The sequence below is a fragment of the Comamonas sp. MYb21 genome (genome assembly GCF_037479395.1).
In the GTDB taxonomy this organism is placed as follows: Bacteria; Pseudomonadota; Gammaproteobacteria; order Burkholderiales; family Burkholderiaceae_C; genus Comamonas.
The window spans coordinates 199,043-222,431 of record NZ_JBBGZC010000004.1; the positions used below are offsets into that span (position 1 = coordinate 199,043).

A 23,389-nucleotide genomic window follows, 5' to 3' on the forward strand; every position below is an offset into this window, starting at 1 on the left:
CGGCAAATTTGCGCAAAACATCGCAAGCGATTGCAATCAGGCCGGGCTGGGGTTTTCAGATTTTTTCAGTGCGGCAATCGCCTCTGCCAGCCGCACAATGCTGAGCGGGCCGCAGCCCTCGGCCTCGTTGCTGACGGTGACATAGGCGGGCTGCCCCTTGCCGCAGACGCCAGCCAAGGTGCTGGCCAGCAGGGCCAGCGTCGCGGGGTCGGGCTGCTGGATGCGGTCAAACGGCGCCAATTGCTTTTCGGCATCGGCATAGCCATAGGGGCCAAAGACGGGGTTCACATTCCAGCGGCAGACCAGCGGGCCGGGCCACAGGGCACGCAGCAGTGGCAGTTGCTCGGGCATGCGCGGCATCTTCGCATGCAGGCCCAGGCAGTAGGTGGCACCGGCCTGGCGCAGAATCTGGGCCAGTTGCGGGGCGATGTCGGGGCGCAGCCAATCGGCATCGCGCACTTCAAAAGCCACAATCGGCCGGCGCTCTGCGGGCAATCCGGCCAGCTCGGTCTGCACGGCCAGCGCCAGTTGCGCAAGCGCTGCCAGGGTGGGCTGCAGGTTCAGCAGCCGGCCCAGCGGCAGGGGGCTGAGCTGGAACAGCAGCACGCCCAGCTTGTCCAGCAGCCCTTCGCAGGCGGGCCGTACATAGCTGCTGAGGGCCAGCTCCACATTCAAAAAGGCCGGGTTGGGCTCTTTGCCGCGGCCTTCTTCACTGCGCACCTGGGCATCGCAGACGAGCGCCGGCGCCTTGACGACAAAGCGAAAATCTTCTGGCACCTGGGCGGCATAGACCGCGTACTCGGACGCTGCCAGCGGGCGGTAAAAGCTGCGGTCAATGCTGACGGTGCGCAGCAACGGGTGCTCGGCATAGGCGTTCAGGCCGCGTTGCGCAAGAATGCGCTCGCTGTAGGCCTTGTCCCAGACCAGGCCCTGCCAGCCGGGGTAGGACCAGGAAGAGCCGCCCATGCGCAGCAGCGCAGGCATGGCGGGAGCCAGGTCCTCACCCAGCAAGGGGTAGGCCGCGCCTACGGCCTGCGCACGGCTGCGCGCTTTGGCGGCAGGAGCGGGTGGAGTGGCGGGTGGAGGAGGGGAGGCTTCGCTGTCTGGCGCGTCAGCGGGCGGTGCAGCCGGGCTGGGCGCAGCAGCAGCCGGCGCGGGCTCGGCGCCAAACAAATCCAAATTCGAATCGGGCTCTGGGGACATCGCGGCCCAGTATGCCATCGCTCGCGCTGCGATTCGCATTGTTTGACGATTGGCGCCGAAGGCCGCCTGCGACACGCATCCCCCGTGTAGAGGCACTACCGATCGCTATAAAAATTACATTTTTCAAATCCGGCAACTGTTCAAATCCCCAGTGGCTGCCAGCAGCTATGGCACACTGGCTCTTTTGCCAGAGAAGCATTGGAGCGAGCGTAGAGCATGCAAAAAATCATTGCGCAGATTGCAGCTGAGCTGAAGGTTGCCGAATCGCAGGTGACGTCGGCCGTGGAACTGCTGGACAGCGGGGCGACGGTGCCTTTTATTGCCCGCTACCGCAAGGAAGCCACCGGTGGTCTCGATGACACCCAGCTGCGGGATTTGGCAGAGCGCCTGACGTATCTGCGGGAGCTGCAGGACCGGCGCGAGACAGTGCTCAAGGCCATCGACGAGCAGGGCAAGCTGACCGATGCGCTGCGCCTGGCCATTGCCCGCGCGCCGACCAAGCAGGAGCTCGAAGACATTTACCTGCCCTTCAAGCAAAAGCGCCGCACCAAGGGCCAGATCGCCAAGGAGTTTGGCATTGAGCCGCTGGCCGACAAGCTGTTTGCCGACCCGAGCCTCGATCCGCAGCAAGAGGCCCAGGCCTTTTGCAAGCCCGCCACGGTGCTCGACGATGGCAAGCCCGGTCCGGATTTTTCCACCCCGCTGGCCGTGCTCGATGGCGTGCGCGACATCCTCTCCGAGCGCTGGGCCGAAGACCCGGCGCTGGTGCAAAAGCTGCGTGAATGGCTCTGGGCCGAAGGCCTGCTGCGCTCCAAGAAGGTGGACGCCAAAAACGAAAACGACCCCGAGGTCGCCAAGTTCCGCGATTACTTTGACTATGACGAGCCGATTGGCCGCGTGCCATCGCACCGTGCGCTGGCCGTGTTCCGCGGCCGCGCGCTCGAAGTGCTGGAAGCCAAGCTGGTGCAGCCCGAGCTGCAGCCTGGCGTGGCGCCCGAGCCGGGCCAGCCGAGCCTCGCCGAGGGCAAGATTGCGCTGCACCTGGGCTGGAGCCATGCCAAGCGCGCCAGCGATGACCTGATCCGCAAGTGCGTGGCCTGGACCTGGCGCGTTAAGCTCAGTCTGTCCACCGAGCGCGACCTGTTCTCCCGCCTGCGCGAAGACGCCGAAAAAGTGGCGATCAAGGTGTTTGGCGACAACCTGCGCGACCTGCTGCTGGCAGCGCCTGCCGGCCAGCGCGCCGTGCTGGGACTGGACCCGGGCATCCGCACTGGCGTGAAAGTGGCCGTGGTGGACCATACCGGCAAGCTGGTGGACACCACCACCGTCTACCCCCATGAGCCGCGCCGCGACTGGGAGGGCTCGCTGGCCGTGCTGGCACGCCTGGTGGAAAAGCACCAGATCAACCTGATCGCAATCGGCAACGGTACCGCCAGCCGCGAGACCGACAAGCTGGCCGCCGACCTGATCCGCATTGCTGAAAAAGCAGACAAGAAGATCGAGAAGGTGGTGGTGAGCGAGGCGGGTGCCTCGGTCTACTCGGCCAGCGAATTTGCGGCGCTTGAGATGCCCGATGTCGATGTCAGCCTGCGCGGAGCGGCATCGATTGCCCGCCGCCTGCAGGATCCGCTGGCCGAGCTGGTCAAGATCGACCCCAAGAGCATTGGCGTGGGCCAGTACCAGCATGATGTGAACCAAAGCGAGCTGGCCCGCCAGCTCGACGCCGTGGTGGAAGACTGCGTGAACTCGGTGGGCGTGGACCTGAATACGGCCTCTGCGCCACTGCTCAGCCGTGTCTCCGGCCTGTCGGGCACGGTGGCCAAGTCGGTGGTGCGTTGGCGCGATGCCAATGGCTCGTTCAGGAACCGCAAGCAGCTGATGGATGTGGCGGGCCTGGGCGCCAAGACCTTTGAGCAGGCAGCAGGCTTCTTGCGCATCCGGGGTGGTGACAACCCGCTGGACATGACCGGCGTGCACCCGGAAACCTATGCGGTGGTCGAGCAGATCATTGCGACGACCGGCAAGCCGGTGGACCAGCTGATGGGCCGGGGCGAGGTGCTCAAGAGCCTCAAGGCCGAGCGCTTTGTCAGCGAAAAGTTTGGCGCGCTCACGATCTCCGACATTCTGGGCGAGCTGGAAAAGCCCGGCCGTGACCCGCGCCCCGACTTTGTCGTGGCCCGCTTCAACGAAGGCGTGGAAGACATCAAGGACCTGCGCGAAGGCATGACCTTGGAAGGCACCGTGAGCAACGTCGCCCAGTTTGGCGCCTTTGTCGACCTGGGCGTGCACCAGGATGGTCTGGTCCATGTCAGCCAGATGAGCTACAAGTTCATCGAAGATGCCCGCGAAGCCGTAAAGACCGGCCAGATCGTCAAGGTCAAGGTGCTGGAAGTGGATGTGGAGCGCAAGCGCATCAGCCTGACGATGAAGCTGGACGCCGCGCCCCCGCGCCGCGACGGCCCGCGTGACAACCGCTTTGAAGCGGCTGGCCGGGGCCAGGGCGGTGGCGGCCGGGGCGGCTACACCCAGCCCGCGCGCGCCAACCAACCTGCGCAGCAAAACGCAATGGCCTCGGCCTTTGCCAAGCTGCAGGGCCTCAAAAAATAAGCCCGGGCTGATGGCCTGCGCGGACCGCAAGTGCCATTCGGCCTTGCGGTTTTTTATTGAGCGCGGCTAGCGCTCCAAAAATCGGCCAAAGATGACATCCGCCCGCCCGGAAATTGGATGTAATAGCAGCTGCGTAGTCCATCCCCTCTGAGCCCTTGCCCCCATGCCACCCGACCACCCCGCGCCCGACGATGAGCCTGTAGCCCAGCCTGTTCCTGGGCCCAAGCGCCCGCTGGGCGAGACAGAACGCAGCGGCAGGCGCGCTGCGGGGCGCCGCCGCGCCGGGCTGTCCACCCAGGACACCCTGGCGCCGCTGTTGGCAATCGTGCCCGGCCTGCGGCTGATGGTGGGCATGGTCATCGCGGCGGTGGTGATTCTGGGCCTGTATGTGGGCCGGGATGTGCTGCTACCGGTGGCCTTGGCGGCCTTGCTGGGTTTCTTGCTGGATCCGGCGGTCAGCCGGCTCAAGCGCTGGGGCATGCCCCGCGTGCTGTCGGTGGCGCTGGTGATGGTGCTGGCCTTGGGCGCGCTGGGGGCAGGCGCCATCTATGTGGGCGGCCAGGTCACTAGCCTCAGCGCCGAGCTGCCCACCTACCAAAACACCATTCGCCAGAAGCTGCGCCATGTCAAACCCTATTTCAATGGCCCTGGCGTCTGGGATGGCGCCGTCAAGGTCCTCAACACCGTGGAGACGGAGATCGGGCAGGGCGATGCGCGAACGCGCCGGGTGCAGAAGGTGGAGGTGCAGGAGCCTGCCGTCAAGCCCATCCAAAAGGCGCTGGAGCTGCTGAGCAAGGTGGCCGAGCCGCTGGCCACCACCGGCATCGTGTTCCTGTTTGTCGTCTTGATCCTGCTGGACCGCAGCGGCCTGCAGGACCGGCTGCTGCGCCTGATGGGCCCCAACACCCATATGGCGTCGGACGCGCTCGACGATGCCGCCACCCGCATTGGCCAGTATCTGCGCATGCAGCTTTTTGTGAACCTGAGCTATGGTGTGCCGATGGCTTTGGGGCTTTGGTGGATTGGCGTGCCTGGCGCGATTCTCTGGGGCATTTTGGCTGCGGTGCTGCGCTTTGTGCCCTATATCGGCCCGATGGCGTCGGCGGTGTTCCCGCTCACCCTGGCCTTTGCGGTCGACCCGGGCTGGAGCCTGCTGCTGTGGACCTTGGCCTTGATTCTGCTGTTGGAGCTGCTCAGCAACAACATCATCGAGCCCTGGCTGTATGGGGCCAGCACGGGCCTGTCGACCTTGTCCATCATTTTGGCAGCGACCTTCTGGACCGCGCTGTGGGGGCCTGTCGGCCTGATCTTGTCGACGCCGCTGACGGTCTGCCTGCTGGTGCTGGGCCGCTATATCCCGGGGATGGGCTTTTTGGAGATCTTGCTGGGTAGCCAGGCCGTGTTTGACCCGCCTGAGAAGCTGCTGCAGCGCCTGTGGCGCGGCGATGTGGACCAGGCCATTGATGTGGCTTCGGAAAACATCGACCAGGCGCTGTCCCCCAAGCCCAGCCAGCATGAACAGGCCTTGGCCGTCACCCAGTTCTATGACCAGGTGGCCGTGCCGGCGCTGCTGATTGCCGCGCAGCAGTACCGCCATGCCGCCAGCCCGCCGCAACGCCAGCGCCTCTCTGAGGCCGTGGCCATGCTGCTCAGTGGCCTGCAGCGCCACTACCGGCCCACCGCGCTTGCGCCGGTAACCGAGGGCCAGCCACCGGCACAGACCGTGGTCTGCGTAGGCATGCAGTGGGATATTGACCGGCATGCCGCCACGATGGCCGCCCATGCGCTGCGTCTGCACGGCGTGGACAGCAGCACGCGCGCAGTGTCGATCGAGACGGTTCTGCGCCAGGGCGATCTGTCCCTCTATGACGGGGTGCGCCACCTGTGCATCTGCAGCTTTCACTCCAATCCGCTGGGCAAGCTCAGCCAGATGTGCGAGAGCCTACGCTTGCGCTGCCCGCAGTTGCACATCACCGTGATGCTGTTGGGTGCCCCGGGCCGCGGCCCTTTGCGGCCTGCAACGCTGGACAGCATGCAGGCCGATAACGCCGTCTACCAGATCAGCGGGCTGACGGCGCTGTGGGTGGGCCAAGGCCCATCGAATGAGGAGGCTCACTGATGGGCGCGCCCCAGCCAGGCAGAGCAGGGCAGCGCTGCAAAACTGGGGTCGCGCAGCTCAGTCGCTAAAGGGCTGCGTGCCCAGCGCGCCAATCACATGGTCGACAAAGCAGGTGATGCGCGAGGCCAGCGCCGTGTTGCGGTAGTACACCGCATGGATGGACTGGCGCACATCGAGCAGCTGGTCGCCGAACAAGGGGACCAGCTGGCCGCTGTCGCGGTCCGCCCGGGTCATGAAGTCGGACAGGCAGACGATGCCAAAACCCGCCAGGGCCATATGGCGCAGCGTCTCGCCGCTCGAAGATGCGATAGCGGGCTGGATGCGCAGCAGCTCGCCGCTGGCATCACGCAGCGGCCATTCATTGAGCGAATCGGGCTGGGTGAAGCCCAGCAATACATGCTGGGCCAACTGCTGGGGGCTGCTCGGGGTGCCATGGCGCGCCAGGTAGCCGGGGCTGGCCAGCACCCGGATGCGGCTGATGCCGACGGGCCGCGCATGCATGCTCGAATCCTTGAGCGCCCCAATGCGAAAGGCCACATCGCTGCGCTTTTCGATCAGGTCCACAATCCCTTCGTGCGAGTGCAGCTCCAGCTCCACCTCCGGGTACTTGGCGCGAAAGCTGTCGACCAGGGGCACCAGCACATGCAGCATAAAGGGCGTGGCGGCATCCACGCGCAGGCGCCCGGCGGGCCGTACACGCCGGGCGGCCATCAGCTCTTCGGCCTCATCCACCGACACCAGAATCGCGCGTGCCCGCTGCAAGAAGGCGCTGCCTTCTTCGGTCAGCTCCAGGCGGCGTGTCGTGCGGCGCAGCAGGGTGGTTTGCAGCTTTTCTTCCAACCGGCCCAGGGTGCGGCTGGTGGCGGACACCGTTTGGTCCAGCAACTCAGACGCTGCGGTGATCGAGCCGGTATCGACCACGGCCACAAAGGCCTGCAATTCATCGAGCGTGGTCTTCATTGTTGCCCTGGCGTCAAAAGATTTTGGTGGCGATCGTACTTAATCTGCAAATATTAGCAGGGCACACTAGAGGCTATGAAGTCTTCCGCTGTTTTGTTCGCCTTGGCCATTGGTGCGTTCGCCATTGGCACGACCGAGTTTGCCCCGATGGGGCTTTTGCCCGTCATCGCCCAGGGCGTTGATGTCAGTATCCCGACTGCGGGCATGCTGGTGTCGGCCTATGCCGTGGGCGTGATGCTGGGCGCGCCGGTGATGACCTTGCTGTTCAGCCGCTTTGGCCGGCGCGCTGCGCTGGTCACCCTGATGCTGATTTTCACCGTGGGCAATCTGCTCTCGGCATTGGCCCCCGGCTACACGACCTTGCTGCTGTCGCGCCTGGTGACCAGCCTCAACCATGGTGCTTTCTTTGGCATTGGTGCCGTAGTGGCGGCCAGCGTGGTGCCCAAGGACAAGCAGGCCAGCGCCATTGCGGCCATGTTCATGGGCCTGACGGTGGCCAATATTGGCGGTGTGCCCGCTGCCACCTGGATCGGCCAGCAAGTGGGCTGGCGGCTGGCCTTTGCCGGCACCGCTGCGCTGGGCCTGATCACCATTGCCGCACTGTGGATGGTGCTGCCCAAGGGCGAGGCCGGCACACGCCCTGATGTGCGCCGCGAGCTCAAGGTGCTGACCCGCCCCGAGGTGCTGCTGGCCATGGGCACCACGGTGCTGGGTGCCGGCTCGATGTTCACGCTCTACACCTATGTGGCCCCGGTGCTGACCGAGATCACCCATGCCAGCCCCGGCTTCATCGCCTTTGCGCTGGTGCTGATTGGTGTGGGTTTCACCATCGGCAACAGCCTGGGCGGGCGCCTGGCCGACTGGTCGCTCGATGGCGCCACGCGCCTGATTCTGCTCGCCCTGGCCCTCATCATGCTGGTGCTGCCCTGGGCGCTCGGCAGCCATCTGGGCGCAGGCATTGGCCTGGTGGTGTGGGGTGCAGCCGCTTTTGGCATGGTTCCTCCGGTGCAGATGCGGGTGATGCAGGCAGCCGCCGAGGCGCCGGGCCTGGCCTCGTCCGTCAATGTCGGCGCCTTCAATTTGGGCAATGCCGTGGGCGCCGCCTTGGGTGGCGCTGTGATCGGCCAAGGTCTGGGCTATGCAGCGGTGGCCTGGGCAGGCGCGGCGCTGGCTGCCGGCGGGCTGGGCCTGGTGTTGATCCAGGGCCGCATGCGCCGTGGGCAGACTGGTGCTGCAGCGGCGGCGGGCCATATCTAAACATTGCTATGTGGGCCTACGGCTCCTCGTGCAGACCACAGGCTGCGCGAGGAGCTTTTTTGCTTTCTAGGCCTGGTGAAGCCGCGCAAGGAGCAGGAGAGGGCTTGATAGTTGATATTTCTTCAAAAGAATATTGTTGATCCAGGGCTTTATCTGCAAGGATGAAAAGCGCAAACTGGCTGCCAATGCGATCAAGACCTGGTTGCTGATCCAAGCGCTGCAGGTCTGCCGTACCTCTCTGTCTGTATTTTTCCCAAGGAGTTTTTTTATGTCTATTCCTCGATTTGGCGTTGGTACTTTCCGTCTGCAAGGGCAGGTAGTCGTCGATTCCGTGCGCAATGCGCTGGAGCTGGGTTACCGGGCGGTCGATACCGCGCAGATCTACGGCAACGAAGCCGAAGTGGGCCAGGCTATGGCCGACAGCGGAATTGCGCGCGAAGCGCTGTTTGTCACCACCAAGATCTGGACCGACAACTACAGCCAGGCCAAGCTGATCCCTAGCCTCAAGGACAGCCTTAAAAAGCTGCGCAGCGACTATGTGGACCTGACCCTGATCCACTGGCCCGCCCCCGGCAATGGTGTGGAATTGCAAGAGTTCATGACCGCGCTGGCCGAAGCCAAGGCCCTGGGCCTCACCCGCCAGATCGGTATTTCCAACTTCAATATCGACCTGACCCGCCAGGCCATTGCCGCCGTGGGAGCAGGGGAGATCGCCACCAACCAGATCGAGCTCAGCCCCTACCTGCAAAGCCACAAGTTGACCGCTTTCCTCCAGGAGCAAGGCATTGCCGTGACCTCGTACATGACCCTGGCCTACGGCAAGGTGCTGAAGGACCAGCTGCTGGCCGAGATCGCCAACAAGCACCAAGCCACCGTCGCCCAGGTCGCCCTGGCCTGGGCGCTGCAACTGGGTTACGCCGTCATCCCGTCTTCGACCAAGCGCGAGAACCTGGCCAGCAACCTGCTCGCCCAGCAACTGGTGCTCGATGCCGAGGACATGGCCCGCATCGCGCAGCTGGAGCGCAATGGCCGTGAGGTGAATCCTGAGGGACTGGCTCCGATCTGGGATTGAGGCGGTAGCCGCATTTGCCTGCATGGGCGCTTGGCCGCTTTGCAGCAAACGCGCCGCGTCCAAGGGCGGGATGGTTCTGCGATCTGGCCCCTGCTACGGGGTTACCACCGGTTCCATATCCCTCTCTCGCGCAAGCACAAAGCCGTATTGCTCAACCAACTGGCGCAACTCGGCGATAAAGCGCTGGGCCAGCTGGGACATGGGCTCGAATTTGTGGTGCACCAAATTGGTTTGCAATACCGGTGCATTCCTCAAGGGGCGCACCATCACGGGTCGCGAGGCATGCCAGCTGCGCACCGAGAATTCATCGACCAGCGCAATGCCCACACCCATCTCGACCATCGATCCCGCATTTTGCGGCGAGCCCACTTCCACCACTTCGTTGGGCTCCAGCTCCATATCCTGGCAGTAAGCCGTCACCCGCCGACCCATCGGCGTGTCGTGTCCGTAGCCGACCATGGGCCATTGCATCAAGTCCTCGGGCGTGACTTCTTCTTTCTCGCACAGTGCGTGGTTGGCCGGCATGATGCACACCAGGCGGTTGGTGCACAGCGGCGTGATGTCGAGATTGGGGTGCTCGATCGCTGAGCTGATCACGCCCAGATCGGCCTGGTGGTTCAGCAAGCGTTCGCGAATCTGCTCGTGGCCGTGGCAGGCAAAAGTCATCTTGCAATCGGGAAACTGCTGGCGAAAACTGGCGACGGCCTGCGGAATAAAGCTTTGTCCAATCGAGGGGCCCGAGACCAGGTTCAGAATGCCGGTGCGGTGCCTGGCCAGGTCGCCTGCCAGGTCGTTGACGCGCTGCACCGACTGGTAGACCTGCTCGACCTCGCCAATCAGGCGGCGCGCCTCCGGCGTGGCAAACAAGCGCCCTTTGATGCGCTCAAACAAAACAAAACCAATGCGCTGCTCGGTGTAGGCCAGCAGACGGCTGACGGCCGGCTGGGAGACAAACAGGATTTGCGAAGCGCCCGCAATGCTGCCGGTGCTCATCACGGCGCGGAATACCTCAATCTGGCGCAAGTTCAGTGCGGCCATTGTGGTCCTTACTAGTCAAGGTGACTACAAAAGCGGCCAAGGCGCTGGGAGACTGCACAGAGCAGGGCGCCACCAGCAAGCCTTAACCTCATGTTAATCAAGACCGACATTTCAGCAATTTCTATGCCACGCGAATACTCGTAAATTGCAGTCATTCCAATTTGTACGAGGCGCGCTCATGTCATCGGCCATTTACGTCGTCAACCCCAACAGCAGCTTAAGGGTCACCCAAGGTATTGATGCCGCGCTGTCGCCGCTGCGCATGCCTGGAGGGCCGCGCTTCGTCAGTGACTGGCTGCCAAGCGGTCCGCCCGGCGTGCAAAGCCAGCAGGATGTCGATGGCGTGGCCATGCCCCTGGTGCAGCATTGCCTGGCCTTGCCGGATGACTGCGCAGCGGTGGTGATTGCCTGCTTTAGCGACCCCGGCCTGTACGCCGTGCGCGAGGCCATGCAGCCGCGTGGCGTGCCGGTGCTGGGCATCAGCGAGTGCGCGATGCTGACGGCCCTGTCGATGGGCCAGCGGGTGGGCGTGATTGCGATTTTGGAAACCTCGATTGCCCGCCATATGCGCAACTACGGTGCGATGGGCATCAGCAGCCGCATTGCTGGCGAAGCTGCAATCGGCCTGGGCGTGACTGAATTGGCCGACCAGGAACGCACGCTCTCGCGCATGGTCGAGGTGGGGCAGCGCCTGGTGCGCGAGCAGGGCGCGAACGTGCTGGTGATGGGCTGTGCAGGCATGGCCTCTTACCGCGATGCACTGGCTGAAGCCACTGGCGTGCCGGTGGTCGAACCCACCCAAGCAGCTGCTGCGATGGCCTTGGGCCGTGCGCGGCTGGGCTGGTAGGCCTCTGCCCGCCACCCTAGCGGCATGGGCACAAGCCCTTGCACCCTTTTTCCCCTTGGATTGACTTTGATGGCTTGACCTGGGCGTGCGCTGCGCCGCCGTGTCACACCAGGCCTGTTTGTTTTCCTAGCACTTGAGTTCTACAACTATGAAGCGTCTTATTACCGTGGCTGCCGCCCAGCTGGGCCCTATTCAAAAAGCCGAAGGCCGTGACTCGGTCGTTGCACGCATGGTGCGCCTCGTGGAGCGCGCCTACCAGCGCGGCGCCAATGTGGTGGTGTTCCCTGAGCTGGCCTTCACGACCTTCTTCCCGCGCTGGTATGTCGAAGACCTCGACCAAGCCGACAACTGGTATGAAGAAACCCTGCCATCGCCCGCCACCCAGCCGCTGTTCGATGCGATCAAGCGCTACGGGATCACCTGTTACCTGGGTTACGCCGAGATCGCCCATGAGGCCGATGAAACCGGCGTGCTGCGCAAGCGCCGCTTCAACACCTCGGTGGTGATTGCACCGTCGGGTGAGGTCATTTTGAAGTACCGCAAAGTCCACCTGCCCGGCCACAAGGAGTTCTCCACCATCCGCAAGGTGCAGCACCTGGAGAAGCGCTATTTTGAAGTGGGCAACCTGGGCTTTCCGGTCACCCGCGCCCCGGTGGGCGAGGTGGAAGGCGTCAACATGGGCATGCTGATCTGCAACGACCGCCGCTGGCCAGAATCCTGGCGTGAGCTGGGTCTGCAGCAGGTCGAACTGGTCATGCTGGGCTACAACACCCCGGCCGTGAACCAGGAAAACCGTGGCTTTGAAGCCCACCATCTGCGCAACTTCCACTCGCAGTTGTCGATCCAGGCCGGGTGCTACCAAAATGCCACGTTTGGTGTTGGCGTGGCCAAGGCCGGCAATGAAGATGGCTTTGAGCTGATGGGCCACTCGATCATCGTCAACCCGCAAGGCGAGATCATGGCGATGGCCACCAGCTGGGACGACGAGCTGGTCGTGGCCGACTGCAACCTTGCGATGTGCGAGCTGGGCCGCACCACCATCTTCAACTTTGCGCAGCACCGCCGCCTCGAAGCCTACCAGCGCCTCACCAACCAGACCGGCAGCACAGCCCCTGCCGTTTGGCAGCCCCAAGGCGCTGCCGTCGCCCAGGAGCAGAACTGATGAATGCGCCCAGCCTGGCCGAGCTGCCCAGCAGCATCGCGCATGCGTTGTTTGGCGCGATGCGTGTGCCCACGTTTGCCGATGTTGAGTTGGCCGCCGAGCGCATTGCACCCTATATACGCCGCACGCCTTTGCTGTTTTCGCGCAGCCTGAGCGAACGCACGGGTGCACGCATCTGGCTCAAGCCCGAATGCCTGCAAATCACCGGCTCCTTCAAGCTGCGCGGTGCCTTCAATGCGATCTTGTCGCTCAGCCAAGCGCAGCGCCACAACGGCGTGATTGCGTACTCTACGGGCAACCACGGCCAGGCAATTGCCTGGGCCGCTGCCACGCTGGGCGTGCAGGCGACGATTGTGATGCCTGCGGATGCGCCCAAGAACAAGGTCAAAAAGGCGCTGGAGCAGGGCGCCAACGTGGTGCACTACGACCGCATGACGCAAAGCCGTGAGGAGATTGGCATGCAGTTGCTGGCCGAGACCGGCGCGACCCTGATCCCGCCGGGCGACTTTCCCGAAGTGCTGGCCGCCCAAGGCACGGTCGCGCTCGAAGCCTTGCAGGACTTGCCAGCCGATGACCTGGCGCAACTTAGTCTGTTTGCCGCTCCCTGTGGCGGTGGCGGCCTGATGGCGGGCTGCAATTTGAGCCTGGCCGCCTTGAGCCCGCAAACCCGCCGCGTCGCCGTGGAACCGGCTGCGTTTGATGACACCCTGCGCTCACTGGCCAGTGGCACGCGCCAGAGCAATCCCAAATCGGCCGATTCGATTTGCGACGCCTTGCAGGCCGTCACACCGGCCGAGCTGCCTTATGCGATCAATGGCCTGCGCCTGAGCCAGGCCGTCAGCGTCAGCGACGCAGAGGTGCTGGCCGCCATGCGCTTTGCGATCGAAGACCTGCGTTTGGTGGTCGAGCCCGGCGGCGCAGTCGCCTTGGCAGCCTTGCTCGCAGGCAAGCTGCCGCTAGAGGGCCAAAGTGCAGTGGTTGTGCTGTCAGGGGCCAATGTCGACCTGCCTTTGCTCAGCCAGGCCCTGGCTTGATGCCATCGCCACATCCCGAGCGGGCCTGCTCTTGCGTTCCATGCATTCGCCAGCGCCCGCACCGTCCAGCTATTTCCAGAGTCCATGCACCATGAATCTACCTTCCGCTTTCCACTTTGCCTTCAACATCCGCGACCTGGACCAGGCCCGCGCCTTTTACGGTGGCGTGCTCGGCTGCGTCGAAGGCCGCAGCACCGACACCTGGGTCGATTTTGATTTCTTCGGCCACCAAATCTCCTTGCACCTGGGCGAGCCCTTTGCCACGGCCAACACCGGCAAGGTCGGCCAGCACATGGTGCCGATGCCGCACTTCGGCATCATCTTGCTCTACCCCGACTGGCGCGCCATGGCCGATCGCCTGCAAGCCGCCGGCGTGGAGTTTGTGCTCGCGCCCCAAGTGCGCTTTGAGGGCGAGCCCGGTGAGCAATGGACCATGTTCTTTCGTGATCCGTTTGGCAATCCAATCGAGGTCAAAGGCTTCCGCTCGGAAGCGCAAATCTACGCGCACTAAGAATGTATTGAGGTTCCCAAAAACACTGCCCCAAAGCCGCTCCACGCACCAAAGCCAATGCGCTGAGCACCAATCCGGTGCAGGTTGGCATGAAGCCCGCTTGCAACCAGCGCATGTGTGAACCTAGCTAGAGAAAGAAACGACGCCATGTTTGATCTGACCATCCGCAACGGCCGTATCAGCACCTCCCAAAACACCTTTGTGGCCGATATCGGCATTCAGGGCGGCACCATTGCCGCCATCGGCGAGAACCTGCCAGCAGGGCGGCGTGACATTGATGCACAAGGCCTGTGGGTCATGCCCGGTGGCATCGACAGCCACGCCCATATTGAACAGGCATCCAGCTCCGGGGTGATGTGTGCCGATGATTTCTACAGCGCCACGGTCTCGGCCGCGTTCGGCGGCACGACCTGCGTGATCCCGTTTGCTGCGCAGCACAAAGGCCAGCAAGTGCCCGAGATGGTCGCTGCCTACGCCAAGCTGGCGGCCGAGAAAGCGGTGATCGACTACGGCTTTCACCTGATCCTGTCCGAAATCACCCCGCAAATGCTGGAGCAGGATTTGCCACGTGCAATTGCAGAGGGCATCACCTCGCTGAAGGTCTACATGACCTACGACAAGCTCAAGATCGACGACTTCCAGATGCTGGATGTGCTGGAAGTCGCAGGCCGCGAAGGCGCGATGGTCATGGTGCATGCCGAGAACCACGACGTGATCCGCTGGATCGCCCGCCGTCTGCTGGACAAGGGCCTCACGGCGCCCAAATTCCACGGCGTGGCCCACGATGCGATTGCAGAAATCGAAGCCAGCTCGCGTGCTATCCAGCTGGCCAATCTGCTCGATGTGCCGATTTTGCTGGTGCATATTTCAGGCCCCGAAGCGATTGAAGTGATTCGCAGTGCCCGGCAACTGGGCAGCAAAGTGCATGCCGAGACCTGCCCGCAATACCTGTTCCTGACCGCAGAAGACATGGACCAGGAGGGTCTGGAAGGCGCAAAATTCTGCTGCAGCCCACCGGTGCGCGACAAGGCCGCGCAAGACAAGGTCTGGCAAGGCCTGCTGGACGGCACCCTGGGCATCTACAGCTCTGACCACGCGCCCTACAAGTTCGATGAAAGCGGCAAGCTGCCCAAGGGCGATGCCACCACCTTCAAGGAAATGGCCAATGGCGTGCCCGGCCTGGAGCTGCGCTTGCCGCTGCTGTTCTCCGAAGGCCTGCTGACTGGCCGCCTCACGCCCGAAGAATTTGTGCGTCTTACTGCCACCAACCATGCATACATGTATGGCCTGCAAAAACGCAAGGGCGATATTGCCATCGGCCTGGATGCCGACATTGCGATTTGGGACCCCCAAGCCCAGCGCAGCGTGCGCTGGAGCGACCTGCACGACCAGGTTGGCTACACGCCTTACGAGGGTCGTGTGGTCAACGGCTGGCCCATTACTGTGATCAACCGTGGCGAGGTGGTGGTCGAGAACGCCCAGCTGCTGGCCCAGCGTGGCCGTGGCCAGTTCCTGCCTTGCGAATGCCCCGAGCCCATTGTGCAAGCAGCCCAGCAGCCCAAGCCCTCTGATGCCTCGCAATGGCTGGGGCTCAAAGGCAAGGCCTGGCAGCAGTATTGAGTGCCAGATGACGTCGACTTTGGCGGGCCCTTAACAACAGGTTAAGGCATACCGATAAAACGGCAGGCGACAGCTTGGCCAATGCGCCCAATAATTTTCTCAAGCTCCCAAGCTACTCAGGCCCAGCCAGTGATGGCTTTTCATCCATGAATGAACGAACTCCGCCCATGAACAACCTTGCCCATACCCTCGCTCGCGCCTCCTGGCTGACACTGGCACTGGCTTTGACCAGCGCCGCCCAGGCACAAACTGCTGCGCCTTTGAAAACCGCCTTGGATCCCACCTTTGCCCCGCAGGCCATGGTCAAGATCGGTGGCGGCCTGCAAGGCTTCAACGTCGACATGGGCGAAGAAATCGCCAAGCGCCTGGGCCGCAAGCTCAGCATTGATGCAACCGAATTCTCGGGCCTGGTGCCGGGTCTCAACAGCGGCAAATACGAGTTTCTGCTCGCGCCTGTGACGGTCACGCCTGAACGCGCCAAAGCCATGCTGTTTACCGAGGGCTACACCGAGACAAACTACACCTTCATGGGCCGCAAAAACGCAGCCGCGCTGGAATCGCTGGAGGCGCTGAAAGACAAGGTCGTGGCGGTCAACAAGGGCTCGAACTACGACGCCTGGGCCAAAGAGAACGCCGACAAGTACGGCTTCAAGTACTTCGTCTACGGCTCCAACGCGGATGCGATTCAGGCCGTCTTGACCAAGCGTGCCGACTACAACCTGACCGGCAGCACAGTGGCGGGCTGGGCCGTCAAACAATCGCCTGCGCTGCAGGCGGGCTACACCATCAAGACCGGGCTGGTCTGGGCGATTCCCTTCCGCCTCGACGACAAGGCCGGCCGTGACCAGGTCAGCAACGTGCTCAAGTGCATGAAGGCCGATGGCACGATCGCCAAGCTCGCAGAAAAATGGTATGGCTACTCACCTGCGGCCAACAGCGTGGAGCGCACCGTCAGCCCAGGCCACGGCGTGCCCGGCACCGAGAACTACGACGCCACCCCCGTTAAGCCGAAGTGCTCGTAAGCACGCGATGGCTGTGATAACCCTGAAGTGCTGAGGACCTATGAGCGCCCCCATTCTTGAACTTGTTGAACTGCGCAAATCCTACGGCTCGCTGGACGTCTTGCGTGGTGTGAACTTGCGTGTGTACCCGGCAGAGCTGGTGTGCGTCATCGGACCCTCTGGCTCTGGCAAAAGCACCATGCTGCGCTGCTGCAACCGGCTGGAAGAGCCCAGCGACGGCCAGGTGGTCATCAACGGCCAGGACATCATGCGGTCCGATGTCGATGTCAACCAGGTGCGCCAAAACGTCGGCATGGTGTTCCAGCACTTCAACCTGTATCCCCACCTGAACGTGCTGGGAAACATCACCCTGGCACTGCGCCAGGTGCAGAAAAAAAGCAAAGCCGAGGCCGAGACCATTGCCCAGGAGGCGCTGGCCAAAGTGGGTCTGGCCCACAAGGCGAGCGCGTTTCCCAGCCAGCTCTCCGGCGGGCAGCAGCAGCGCGTGGGCATCGCGCGCGGCATTGCACTCAAGCCGCAGGTGATGCTGTTTGACGAGCCCACCAGCGCGCTGGATCCGGAGCTGGTTGACGAGGTGCTGCAGGTGATGCGCGCGCTGCGCGATGAAGGCATGACCATGCTGGTCGTGACCCATGAAATGGCGTTTGCCCACGCAGCGGCTGACCGCGTGATCTTCATGGACGGCGGCGTGGTCGCCGAAGCGGGCACTCCGGCTGAGATTTTTGAGAACCCGCAGCAAGAGCGCACCCGCAGCTTTGTAGGCCGCTACATGCATGGCACGAATGGAGTCAAAGTCGCTGCATTGCAGGCACCCACTGGCGCAGGTGGCAGCCTATGAGCGAGTCCAGTGGCGGTTTTTTATTCACCTTTTTCAACCTGGCCATCGCGCAGGAATACTGGGCCGACATCGCGCGTGGCATGCTGGTCACCATCGGGGTCGGCATAGCGGTCGTCATCACCGGTCTGGCACTGGGGCTGGCCATGGCGATTGGCCGCGCATTGCAGCTGCGCTGGCTGACGGCAGCCACTGTGATCTTCTCGGACGTGATGCGCTCGCTGCCACCGCTGGTGGTGCTCATCCTGCTGTACTTTGGCCTGCCGACCCTGGGGCTGGAGTTATCGGCCTTTGCTGCGACCTGGGTCAGCCTGTCGATGGTGCTGGCCGCTTATGCGCAAGAAAGCATCTGGTCGGCGATGGCCTCGCTGCCCAAAGGCCAGACCGAGGCGGCGCGCTCCACCGGCCTGTCGTGGTGGCAGGCGATGCGCTGGGTGGTCTTGCCCCAGGCGCTGCGCCGCGCGGTACCGCCGCTGACCAACCGCGTGATCTCGACGACCAAGAACACCGCACTGGGCTCGATCGTTGCCCTGGGGGAAATTCTGAGCAATGCGCAGGCCGCATCGGCCGTGGCGGGCAACCCCACACCGCTGACGATTGGGGCATTTCTCTACCTGTTGGTGTTCTTGCCGATCGTGATTTTCTCGCGCTGGCTGGAGCACAAAACCAAAACCACCGCGTAAGTGCCAAGCCATGGAAATTTTCTTACAAAACTTCTTCAACCTCGAGGTCTTCCAGCAGGCGCTGCCGTATCTGCTGCAAGGTTTTTGGACGACGATCTGGCTCTCGGTGCTGGTGATTCCGCTGGGTGCAGCGGCAGGCTTGCTGCTGGCCCTGGGCCAGACGCAATCGAGCCGCCGCAGCCTGCGCTGGAGCATCATTGCCTATATCGATTTCTTTCGCGCCTTTCCGCCGCTGGTCTTGCTGATTTTTCTCTACTTTGGCCTGCCTTTTGTCATCGGCGATGTGCCCAAGCTGATTGCCGTGATGCTGGCCTTTACGCTGAACAACTCCAGCTACTTTGCCGAGGTGTTTCGCGCCGGCATCGAGGCCATTCCCAAAGGTCAGATGGAAGCGGCCCGCTCGACGGGTCTGAGCCGTTTGCAAGCGCTGCGCTGGGTGATCTTGCCGCAGGCCACGCGCCATGTGCAGGCCGATTTGCTGGGCAACTGCATTGAGGTGGTCAAGCTCACCGCGATTGCCAGCGTGGTCGGGATTCCGGAATTGCTGCGCAACGCCCGCGATGTGCAGTCGCTGGTCTACAACCCCTCGCCCGTGGTGCTGGCCGCGCTGCTCTACCTGGCCTTGTTGTGGCCGCTGACACGCTGGCTGGCGCGCCTGGAGAACCGCAAGCTCGCCATGCTCAGCCACTGATAGACGCACTAGCAGGCCTGCCATTGAACGGCTTCAATGGCAGCTTCATTGATCCATTTTCATTGCGCACGCCCCATGACCCTGCACGCTACCCCCATCCCTTTGCCCATTCTCGGCCCCTGGCTCGCCCAGGACCTCAGTGCCAGCTTGCCTGACAGCTTTCTGCCTTTGGTCTTGCACAGTGCACCGGACTTTATGGACCAACTCGCACCGCACGTGCCGCGCATTCGCGCCCTGGTATGTACCAGCGGCGGCCATGCAATTGATGCGGCCTTGATGGACCAACTGCCCCAGCTCGAACTCATTTTGAACCTGGGCGCGGGCACAGAGTGCGTGGATTTGGCCGCTGCACAGGCGCGTGGCATTCAGGTGCTGACAGGCGCAGGCGTCAATGCGGTGGACGTGGCTGAGCTTGCGATTGGCATGATGATTTCGATGGCCCGGCGCATCCATTTTGCCGACCGCGAGGTGCGTGCGCTGCAATGGGGCGCTGACCGACAACCGGTGCGCCGCCTGGCTGGCCAGCGCGTGGGCATCGCCGGCATGGGCGCGATTGGCCAGGCGATTGCCAATCGCTTGCTTGCCTTCGACATGCCCATCAGCTACTTCTCGCGCCGCCCGGTGGAAGCACTGCCTTACACGCACCATGCCGATCTACAAAGCCTGGCCTCTGCGGTGGATTTTCTGTTTTTAGCCTTGCCCGGTGGCAGTGCGACACAGCATCTGGTCAATGCCGGCATCCTGAGCGCCTTGGGCCCTCAGGGTTATGTCATCAATGTGGGCCGTGGCAGCGTGGTCGATGAGCAAGCGCTGTCCCAAGCGCTGGCCGCAGGCCAGATTGCCGGAGCTGCCCTCGATGTGTTTGAGCACGAACCGCAGGTGCCAGACAGCCTGATTCAAAGTCCCAACACCTTGCTGCAGCCGCACCGTGGCGGCTTTACGGTCGAAGCCCATGCGGAAATCATTGCGCTGACTTTGCAGCGTTTAGCCAGTTTGTACGCTAAGAGCTCCTTTCCAATCCGCTAAAAACTCAAGTCGGGGCGGCTGACATCACCTGTTCATGGTCGTCGAGAACAGGGGAGGGGCGGGCGGCCTGCTCGGTGCCGAGGTCGTGACCAGGGCGCAGGCGGATGGCTATACAGTGTTGATAGCTTTGTACCGGTGGTGCTCATTTCACAGTCGCCCAATATCCTGGTGGCCAGGCCACGCGTTGCGTGGCAAGACGCTGCGATACCCGCCAACGGCTTGCCGCCCAAGGCACCGACTTGGTCGCCATGCCATCGGCCCAGTTTGCCGAGAAGATGCGCCGTGAGACCCAGGTCTATGGCGACATCATCAAGCGCTTTGGTATCAAGGCCAACTGAGGAGGGCGCTGATACGGTGACGACCTCACCCACCACCAAAGGCCTGCCCGTATGCAGGCCTTTTTCAATGCTGGAAGCAGAACCAGCCGCTAGGATTCGCGCAGAGAATACGTAAGGAAATGTATGCGATTTCTGATGGCCCTGGGCCTGCTGCTGGCAGGCTCAGCCAGTGCCCAAGAGGTCTACCGCTGCGGCAATAGCTATAGCTCCGAGCCCTGCAAAAATGCGAAAACCATTGACGTCACGCCCGCAGTCAGCAACCCGGATGGACCGCTGACCCAGCTGATCTACCTCTGTAAACGACCCGACAAAACCGAGCTGTGGTGGATCGACCGGCCTTGTTCCCAGGAGCGATGGGACCTGGTCGAGAGCGTCAGAGTGCCGAGCAATATGGACTGGAAGACCCAAATGGCCATCGCCCAACGAAAACGGGCGGACGATGCTCGCCGAACTAGCCAGGCCCGTCATCACTACCATTCGGCTTCGCCTGGCAGCGGACGATCCAACGAAGCGCGTTGCGAGGAATTCAAGCAAAGGGTGGAATATCTGGATTCCGCCGCCAGAGTTGGCGGTACCGCGCGCAAGATGGAATGGATCCGAGAGGAACGGCAAAGTGCGCGGGACCAGCAGTTTCGGGCGGGGTGCTGAGGTTCCTGTTACAGCGCTTGCATGCGCTGAAGGGTTTCAGACCCGCACGCAGCTACACTGCGCGTCAGGAGGAACGGCCATGGATTGGGCAAGACTGCAGATGGAGATAGACCGACAGCTCGCTTGGATGCTTTTCTGGTCGTTGATCACTACTGTTATCTCGTTATGGGTCGGTTATGAGCTGTTGAAGGCAGCGATCAAGAACGGTATCAATGCCTCAAACCTGGGCGACCGCCGCAGGTTGATGCAAACAGCGCAGCCGCCGGTGGCACCGGCAGGTTATCGCTGGGTGTTGGTGAAGGATGACAAGTCAGGTGTGGACATACGGCCGGAGCGCTGATTGACCGACGCGGCGCGGGCCAGGTGGCCATGCAAGCATTGCAGCCAAGAAGGCTGCCAACCCTTACTTAGATAATTGATACGATGTATATTATGTTAAGTAACATTTCTGCCTAGCCGACAGACCAGCACCGAACCAGGAACCTCTCACCGGCTCCGCCTGGGCAAGGCGGTCAATTTGTTGCCAAACCGAGGGTTAACCACGGCTTATACAGCCTTTCGATGATTCGTTTTGCTAAGACAATTTCCTGTCAATTGATCCAAGGAAAAGTTATATGAAAAACGAAAAATCGCTGGGCGCCGTACCTGCGCGCTACAGCATGGCGGCATTGGCGGCGATCGTCGCGCTGGCGATGACCGCCTGCGGCGGCTCCAGCCATAACGACCAAGACGATCTGGTGAGCACGGCTTGCGAAGCTGGTACGTCGGACGGATCGGTAGTGGTGGGCTCCGGTCTGCCGGGCGATCCTTCGTTCCCTGAGCTGGCTTCGGGCTACCGCACTGGCAAGAAAGTGGTCGAGGGCCATAAGTACATGGTGGTGACGGCCAATCCTCTGGCCTCCAAGGCCGGCTGTGAGGTGCTGAAGTCTGGTGGCTCGGCGGTGGATGCAGCGGTGGCCGTGCAGATGGTGCTGGGTCTGGTGGAGCCCCAGTCCAGCGGTATTGGCGGCGGCGCCTTCATGCTGTACTACGATGCTGCGACCAAAAAAGTGACGGCCTATGACGGCCGCGAAACCGCCCCTGCGGCCGCGACCCCAGATTACCTGCGCTACATCGACAGCGGCACGCAGACCACGCCGCTGCCCAGCGCCCGTGCCAGCGGCCGCTCCATCGGCACGCCTGGCGCCGTGCGCATGCTGGACCTGGCCCACAAGGACCACGGCGCCAAGCCCTGGAAGGACCTGATCCAGCCGGGTATCGACCTGGCCACCAATGGCTTCAAGATCAGCGGCCGCATGTCCGATGCGCTGGCCGGTGCCAAGACCGCGCTGCAGGCCGATGCCGATGCGCTGGCCCTGTATTTCAACGCCGACGGCTCGACCAAGGGCCTGGGTGAGACCTTCAAGAACCCCGCTTACGCAGCTACGTTGACCAAGATGGCGACCGGCGGTGCGGATGCGTTCTATACCGGATCGGTCGCACAAGGCATTGTCGACAAGATCGCCGTGACCCAGAACGTGACCACAGGCGCGCCTATCACCCCTGGCGTGACCACGATGGCTGACCTGGCTGGCTACCAGGCCAAGAAGCGCGATGCCGTCTGCACCACCTACCGCGCCAAGTACGTGATCTGCGGCATGCCACCACCCTCGTCCGGCGGTATTGCCGTGGCGCAGGCCATGGGTGTGCTGGAGAATTTTGACCTGGCCCCCCACAAGCCCACCGCGCTGGATCTGGAAGGCGGCAAGCCGACTGCCATGGGCGTGCACCTGGTGAGCGAAGCCGAGCGCATGGCCTACGCCGACCGCGACATGTATGTGGCCGACACCGATTTCACCCCCCTGCCCGGCCCGCTCTACAGCACCTTGCTGGACAAGAGCTACCTGAAGTCGCGCGCCGCGCTGATCTCTACCACCCAAAGCATGGGCACCGCGACCGCCGGCCAGTTTGGCAACACCCGTCTGGGCGTGGGCAAGGTGACCGAAGCGGGTACCACGCACATGACCATCGTCGACGGCAAGGGCAACGTGGTCAGCATGACTACGACGGTGGAAGCGGGCATGGGCTCCTACCACATGACCCAGGGCTTTGTGCTGAACAACCAGCTGACCGACTTCTCGGCAGCACCGGTCTCGGCCGATGGCCTGCCGATCGCCAACAAGGTGGAAGCGGGCAAGCGCCCACGCAGCTCGATGGCGCCTACGCTGGTGTTTGACGCCACGGCGGACGGCCAACCTGGCGCTTTCAAGATGGCCACCGGCTCGCCTGGCGGCGCCACCATCATCCAGTTCGTGACCAAGACCCTGGTCGGCGCGCTGGACTGGGGCCTGGATGCGCAGCAAGCCACCAACCTGGTGAACTTTGGCGCCTCCAACAGCCGCACCACCAACCTGGGCGGTGAGCACCCCAACATCAATGCCACCAACAGCGGTGACAACGATCCGTTGGTGCTGGCACTGCGCGCCATGGGCCACACCGTGTCGGTCAATGCGCAATCCAGCGGTGTGGGCACGGTTATCCGTACCGCCAATGCGGCAGGCGAAGCCCGCCTGAGCGGTGGCGCAGATCCACGCCGTGAAGGTGTGGTGCTGGGCGATACCTACAAGGCCAAGTAAGCCTCGGTTTCAGCAACGTCAAAGAGCCGCTGCGGGTTGATGCCTGCAGCGGCTTTTTTGCTGGTTGGCCCCCTGCTCTTGGCGCTTATCTGTTTAGCGCA

General features: G+C 62.9%; 21 protein-coding genes and 1 pseudogene. 19 read left to right on the plus strand and 3 right to left on the minus strand.

Annotated elements, in window-relative coordinates:
• Window positions 1-36: 36 nt before the first annotated feature.
• On the minus strand, window positions 37-1,203 hold the full coding sequence (locus WH367_RS07615) for a DUF72 domain-containing protein (protein WP_339535237.1): 1,167 nt from the start codon (window positions 1,201-1,203) through the stop codon (window positions 37-39).
• A gap of 216 nt (window positions 1,204-1,419) precedes the next feature.
• On the opposite strand from WH367_RS07615, the gene WH367_RS07620 reads away from it, so the two are divergent.
• Together WH367_RS07620 and WH367_RS07625 are read left to right on the plus strand one after the other, a co-directional pair.
• On the plus strand, window positions 1,420-3,810 hold the full coding sequence (locus tag WH367_RS07620) for a Tex family protein (RefSeq protein WP_339535239.1): 2,391 nt from the start codon (window positions 1,420-1,422) through the stop codon (window positions 3,808-3,810).
• 163 nt (window positions 3,811-3,973) lie between these two features.
• The gene (locus WH367_RS07625; RefSeq protein WP_339535241.1) at window positions 3,974-5,929 is read left to right on the plus strand and encodes an AI-2E family transporter; all 1,956 of its coding nucleotides are present in this window, start codon (window positions 3,974-3,976) and stop codon (window positions 5,927-5,929) included.
• Between the two features lie 57 nt (window positions 5,930-5,986).
• Here the strand turns inward: WH367_RS07625 and WH367_RS07630 are convergent, their stop codons facing one another.
• Window positions 5,987-6,889: a LysR family transcriptional regulator gene (locus WH367_RS07630; protein WP_339535243.1), complete on the minus strand. Its 903-nt coding sequence runs from the start codon at window positions 6,887-6,889 to the stop codon at window positions 5,987-5,989.
• Between the two features lie 75 nt (window positions 6,890-6,964).
• On the opposite strand from WH367_RS07630, the gene WH367_RS07635 reads away from it, so the two are divergent.
• Together WH367_RS07635 and dkgB are read left to right on the plus strand one after the other, a co-directional pair.
• The gene (locus WH367_RS07635; RefSeq protein ID WP_021028401.1) at window positions 6,965-8,146 is read left to right on the plus strand and encodes an MFS transporter; all 1,182 of its coding nucleotides are present in this window, start codon (window positions 6,965-6,967) and stop codon (window positions 8,144-8,146) included.
• Between the two features lie 268 nt (window positions 8,147-8,414).
• Entirely contained in the window at window positions 8,415-9,218 is an 804-nt protein-coding gene (gene dkgB, locus WH367_RS07640) for a 2,5-didehydrogluconate reductase DkgB (protein ID WP_339535245.1), read from the plus strand.
• 93 nt (window positions 9,219-9,311) lie between these two features.
• Here dkgB and WH367_RS07645 read toward each other — a convergent pair whose 3' ends face one another.
• The gene (locus tag WH367_RS07645) at window positions 9,312-10,256 is read right to left on the minus strand and encodes a LysR family transcriptional regulator (protein ID WP_339535247.1); all 945 of its coding nucleotides are present in this window, start codon (window positions 10,254-10,256) and stop codon (window positions 9,312-9,314) included.
• Window positions 10,257-10,434: 178 nt separating this feature from the next.
• Here WH367_RS07645 and WH367_RS07650 point away from each other — a divergent pair, with 178 nt between their 5' ends.
• The 15 genes and pseudogenes from WH367_RS07650 (at window position 10,435) to ggt (ending at window position 23,288) form a co-directional block, all read left to right on the plus strand.
• Window positions 10,435-11,103, plus strand: coding sequence for an aspartate/glutamate racemase family protein (locus WH367_RS07650; RefSeq protein ID WP_339535249.1), 669 nt, complete (start codon window positions 10,435-10,437; stop codon window positions 11,101-11,103).
• Between the two features lie 148 nt (window positions 11,104-11,251).
• A complete protein-coding gene (locus WH367_RS07655; protein WP_339535251.1) occupies window positions 11,252-12,265 on the plus strand; it encodes an N-carbamoyl-D-amino-acid hydrolase in 1,014 nt (337 codons plus the stop codon).
• Complete coding sequence (locus WH367_RS07660) at window positions 12,265-13,299, plus strand: threonine/serine dehydratase (RefSeq protein ID WP_339535253.1); 1,035 nt, start codon at window positions 12,265-12,267, stop codon at window positions 13,297-13,299. Before WH367_RS07655 ends, WH367_RS07660 begins: the two co-directional genes overlap by 1 nt.
• Window positions 13,300-13,390: 91 nt before the next feature.
• Complete coding sequence (locus tag WH367_RS07665; protein WP_339535255.1) at window positions 13,391-13,810, plus strand: VOC family protein; 420 nt, start codon at window positions 13,391-13,393, stop codon at window positions 13,808-13,810.
• A gap of 147 nt (window positions 13,811-13,957) precedes the next feature.
• Window positions 13,958-15,430 (plus strand): dihydropyrimidinase, encoded by a 1,473-nt coding sequence (gene hydA / locus WH367_RS07670; RefSeq protein ID WP_339535257.1) that lies wholly within the window; start codon window positions 13,958-13,960, stop codon window positions 15,428-15,430.
• A gap of 167 nt (window positions 15,431-15,597) precedes the next feature.
• Window positions 15,598-16,452, plus strand: a complete 855-nt coding sequence (locus WH367_RS07675; protein ID WP_312988632.1) for a transporter substrate-binding domain-containing protein — start codon at window positions 15,598-15,600, stop codon at window positions 16,450-16,452.
• 40 nt (window positions 16,453-16,492) lie between these two features.
• Window positions 16,493-17,290, plus strand: a complete 798-nt coding sequence (locus WH367_RS07680) for an amino acid ABC transporter ATP-binding protein (protein ID WP_339535260.1) — start codon at window positions 16,493-16,495, stop codon at window positions 17,288-17,290.
• Entirely contained in the window at window positions 17,287-17,970 is a 684-nt protein-coding gene (locus tag WH367_RS07685) for an amino acid ABC transporter permease (protein WP_339535262.1), read from the plus strand. Before WH367_RS07680 ends, WH367_RS07685 begins: the two co-directional genes overlap by 4 nt.
• Window positions 17,971-17,980: 10 nt before the next feature.
• The gene (locus WH367_RS07690) at window positions 17,981-18,661 is read left to right on the plus strand and encodes an amino acid ABC transporter permease (protein ID WP_339535264.1); all 681 of its coding nucleotides are present in this window, start codon (window positions 17,981-17,983) and stop codon (window positions 18,659-18,661) included.
• Window positions 18,662-18,736: 75 nt separating this feature from the next.
• Window positions 18,737-19,687, plus strand: coding sequence for a 2-hydroxyacid dehydrogenase (locus WH367_RS07695; protein WP_339535266.1), 951 nt, complete (start codon window positions 18,737-18,739; stop codon window positions 19,685-19,687).
• A 34-nt stretch (window positions 19,688-19,721) separates the two neighbouring features.
• Window positions 19,722-19,808, plus strand: a pseudogene (locus WH367_RS24365) (tripartite tricarboxylate transporter substrate-binding protein); the annotation flags it as partial.
• 67 nt (window positions 19,809-19,875) lie between these two features.
• On the plus strand, window positions 19,876-20,025 hold the full coding sequence (locus tag WH367_RS07705; protein ID WP_339535429.1) for a hypothetical protein: 150 nt from the start codon (window positions 19,876-19,878) through the stop codon (window positions 20,023-20,025).
• A gap of 123 nt (window positions 20,026-20,148) precedes the next feature.
• Window positions 20,149-20,673 carry a hypothetical protein gene (locus WH367_RS07710; RefSeq protein ID WP_339535268.1) on the plus strand — a complete coding sequence of 175 codons (525 nt, stop codon included), beginning with the start codon at window positions 20,149-20,151 and terminating at the stop codon, window positions 20,671-20,673.
• 79 nt (window positions 20,674-20,752) lie between these two features.
• Window positions 20,753-21,013 carry a hypothetical protein gene (locus WH367_RS07715; protein ID WP_339535270.1) on the plus strand — a complete coding sequence of 87 codons (261 nt, stop codon included), beginning with the start codon at window positions 20,753-20,755 and terminating at the stop codon, window positions 21,011-21,013.
• A gap of 274 nt (window positions 21,014-21,287) precedes the next feature.
• The gene (gene ggt / locus WH367_RS07720) at window positions 21,288-23,288 is read left to right on the plus strand and encodes a gamma-glutamyltransferase (RefSeq protein WP_339535272.1); all 2,001 of its coding nucleotides are present in this window, start codon (window positions 21,288-21,290) and stop codon (window positions 23,286-23,288) included.
• Window positions 23,289-23,389: the final 101 nt, after the last annotated feature.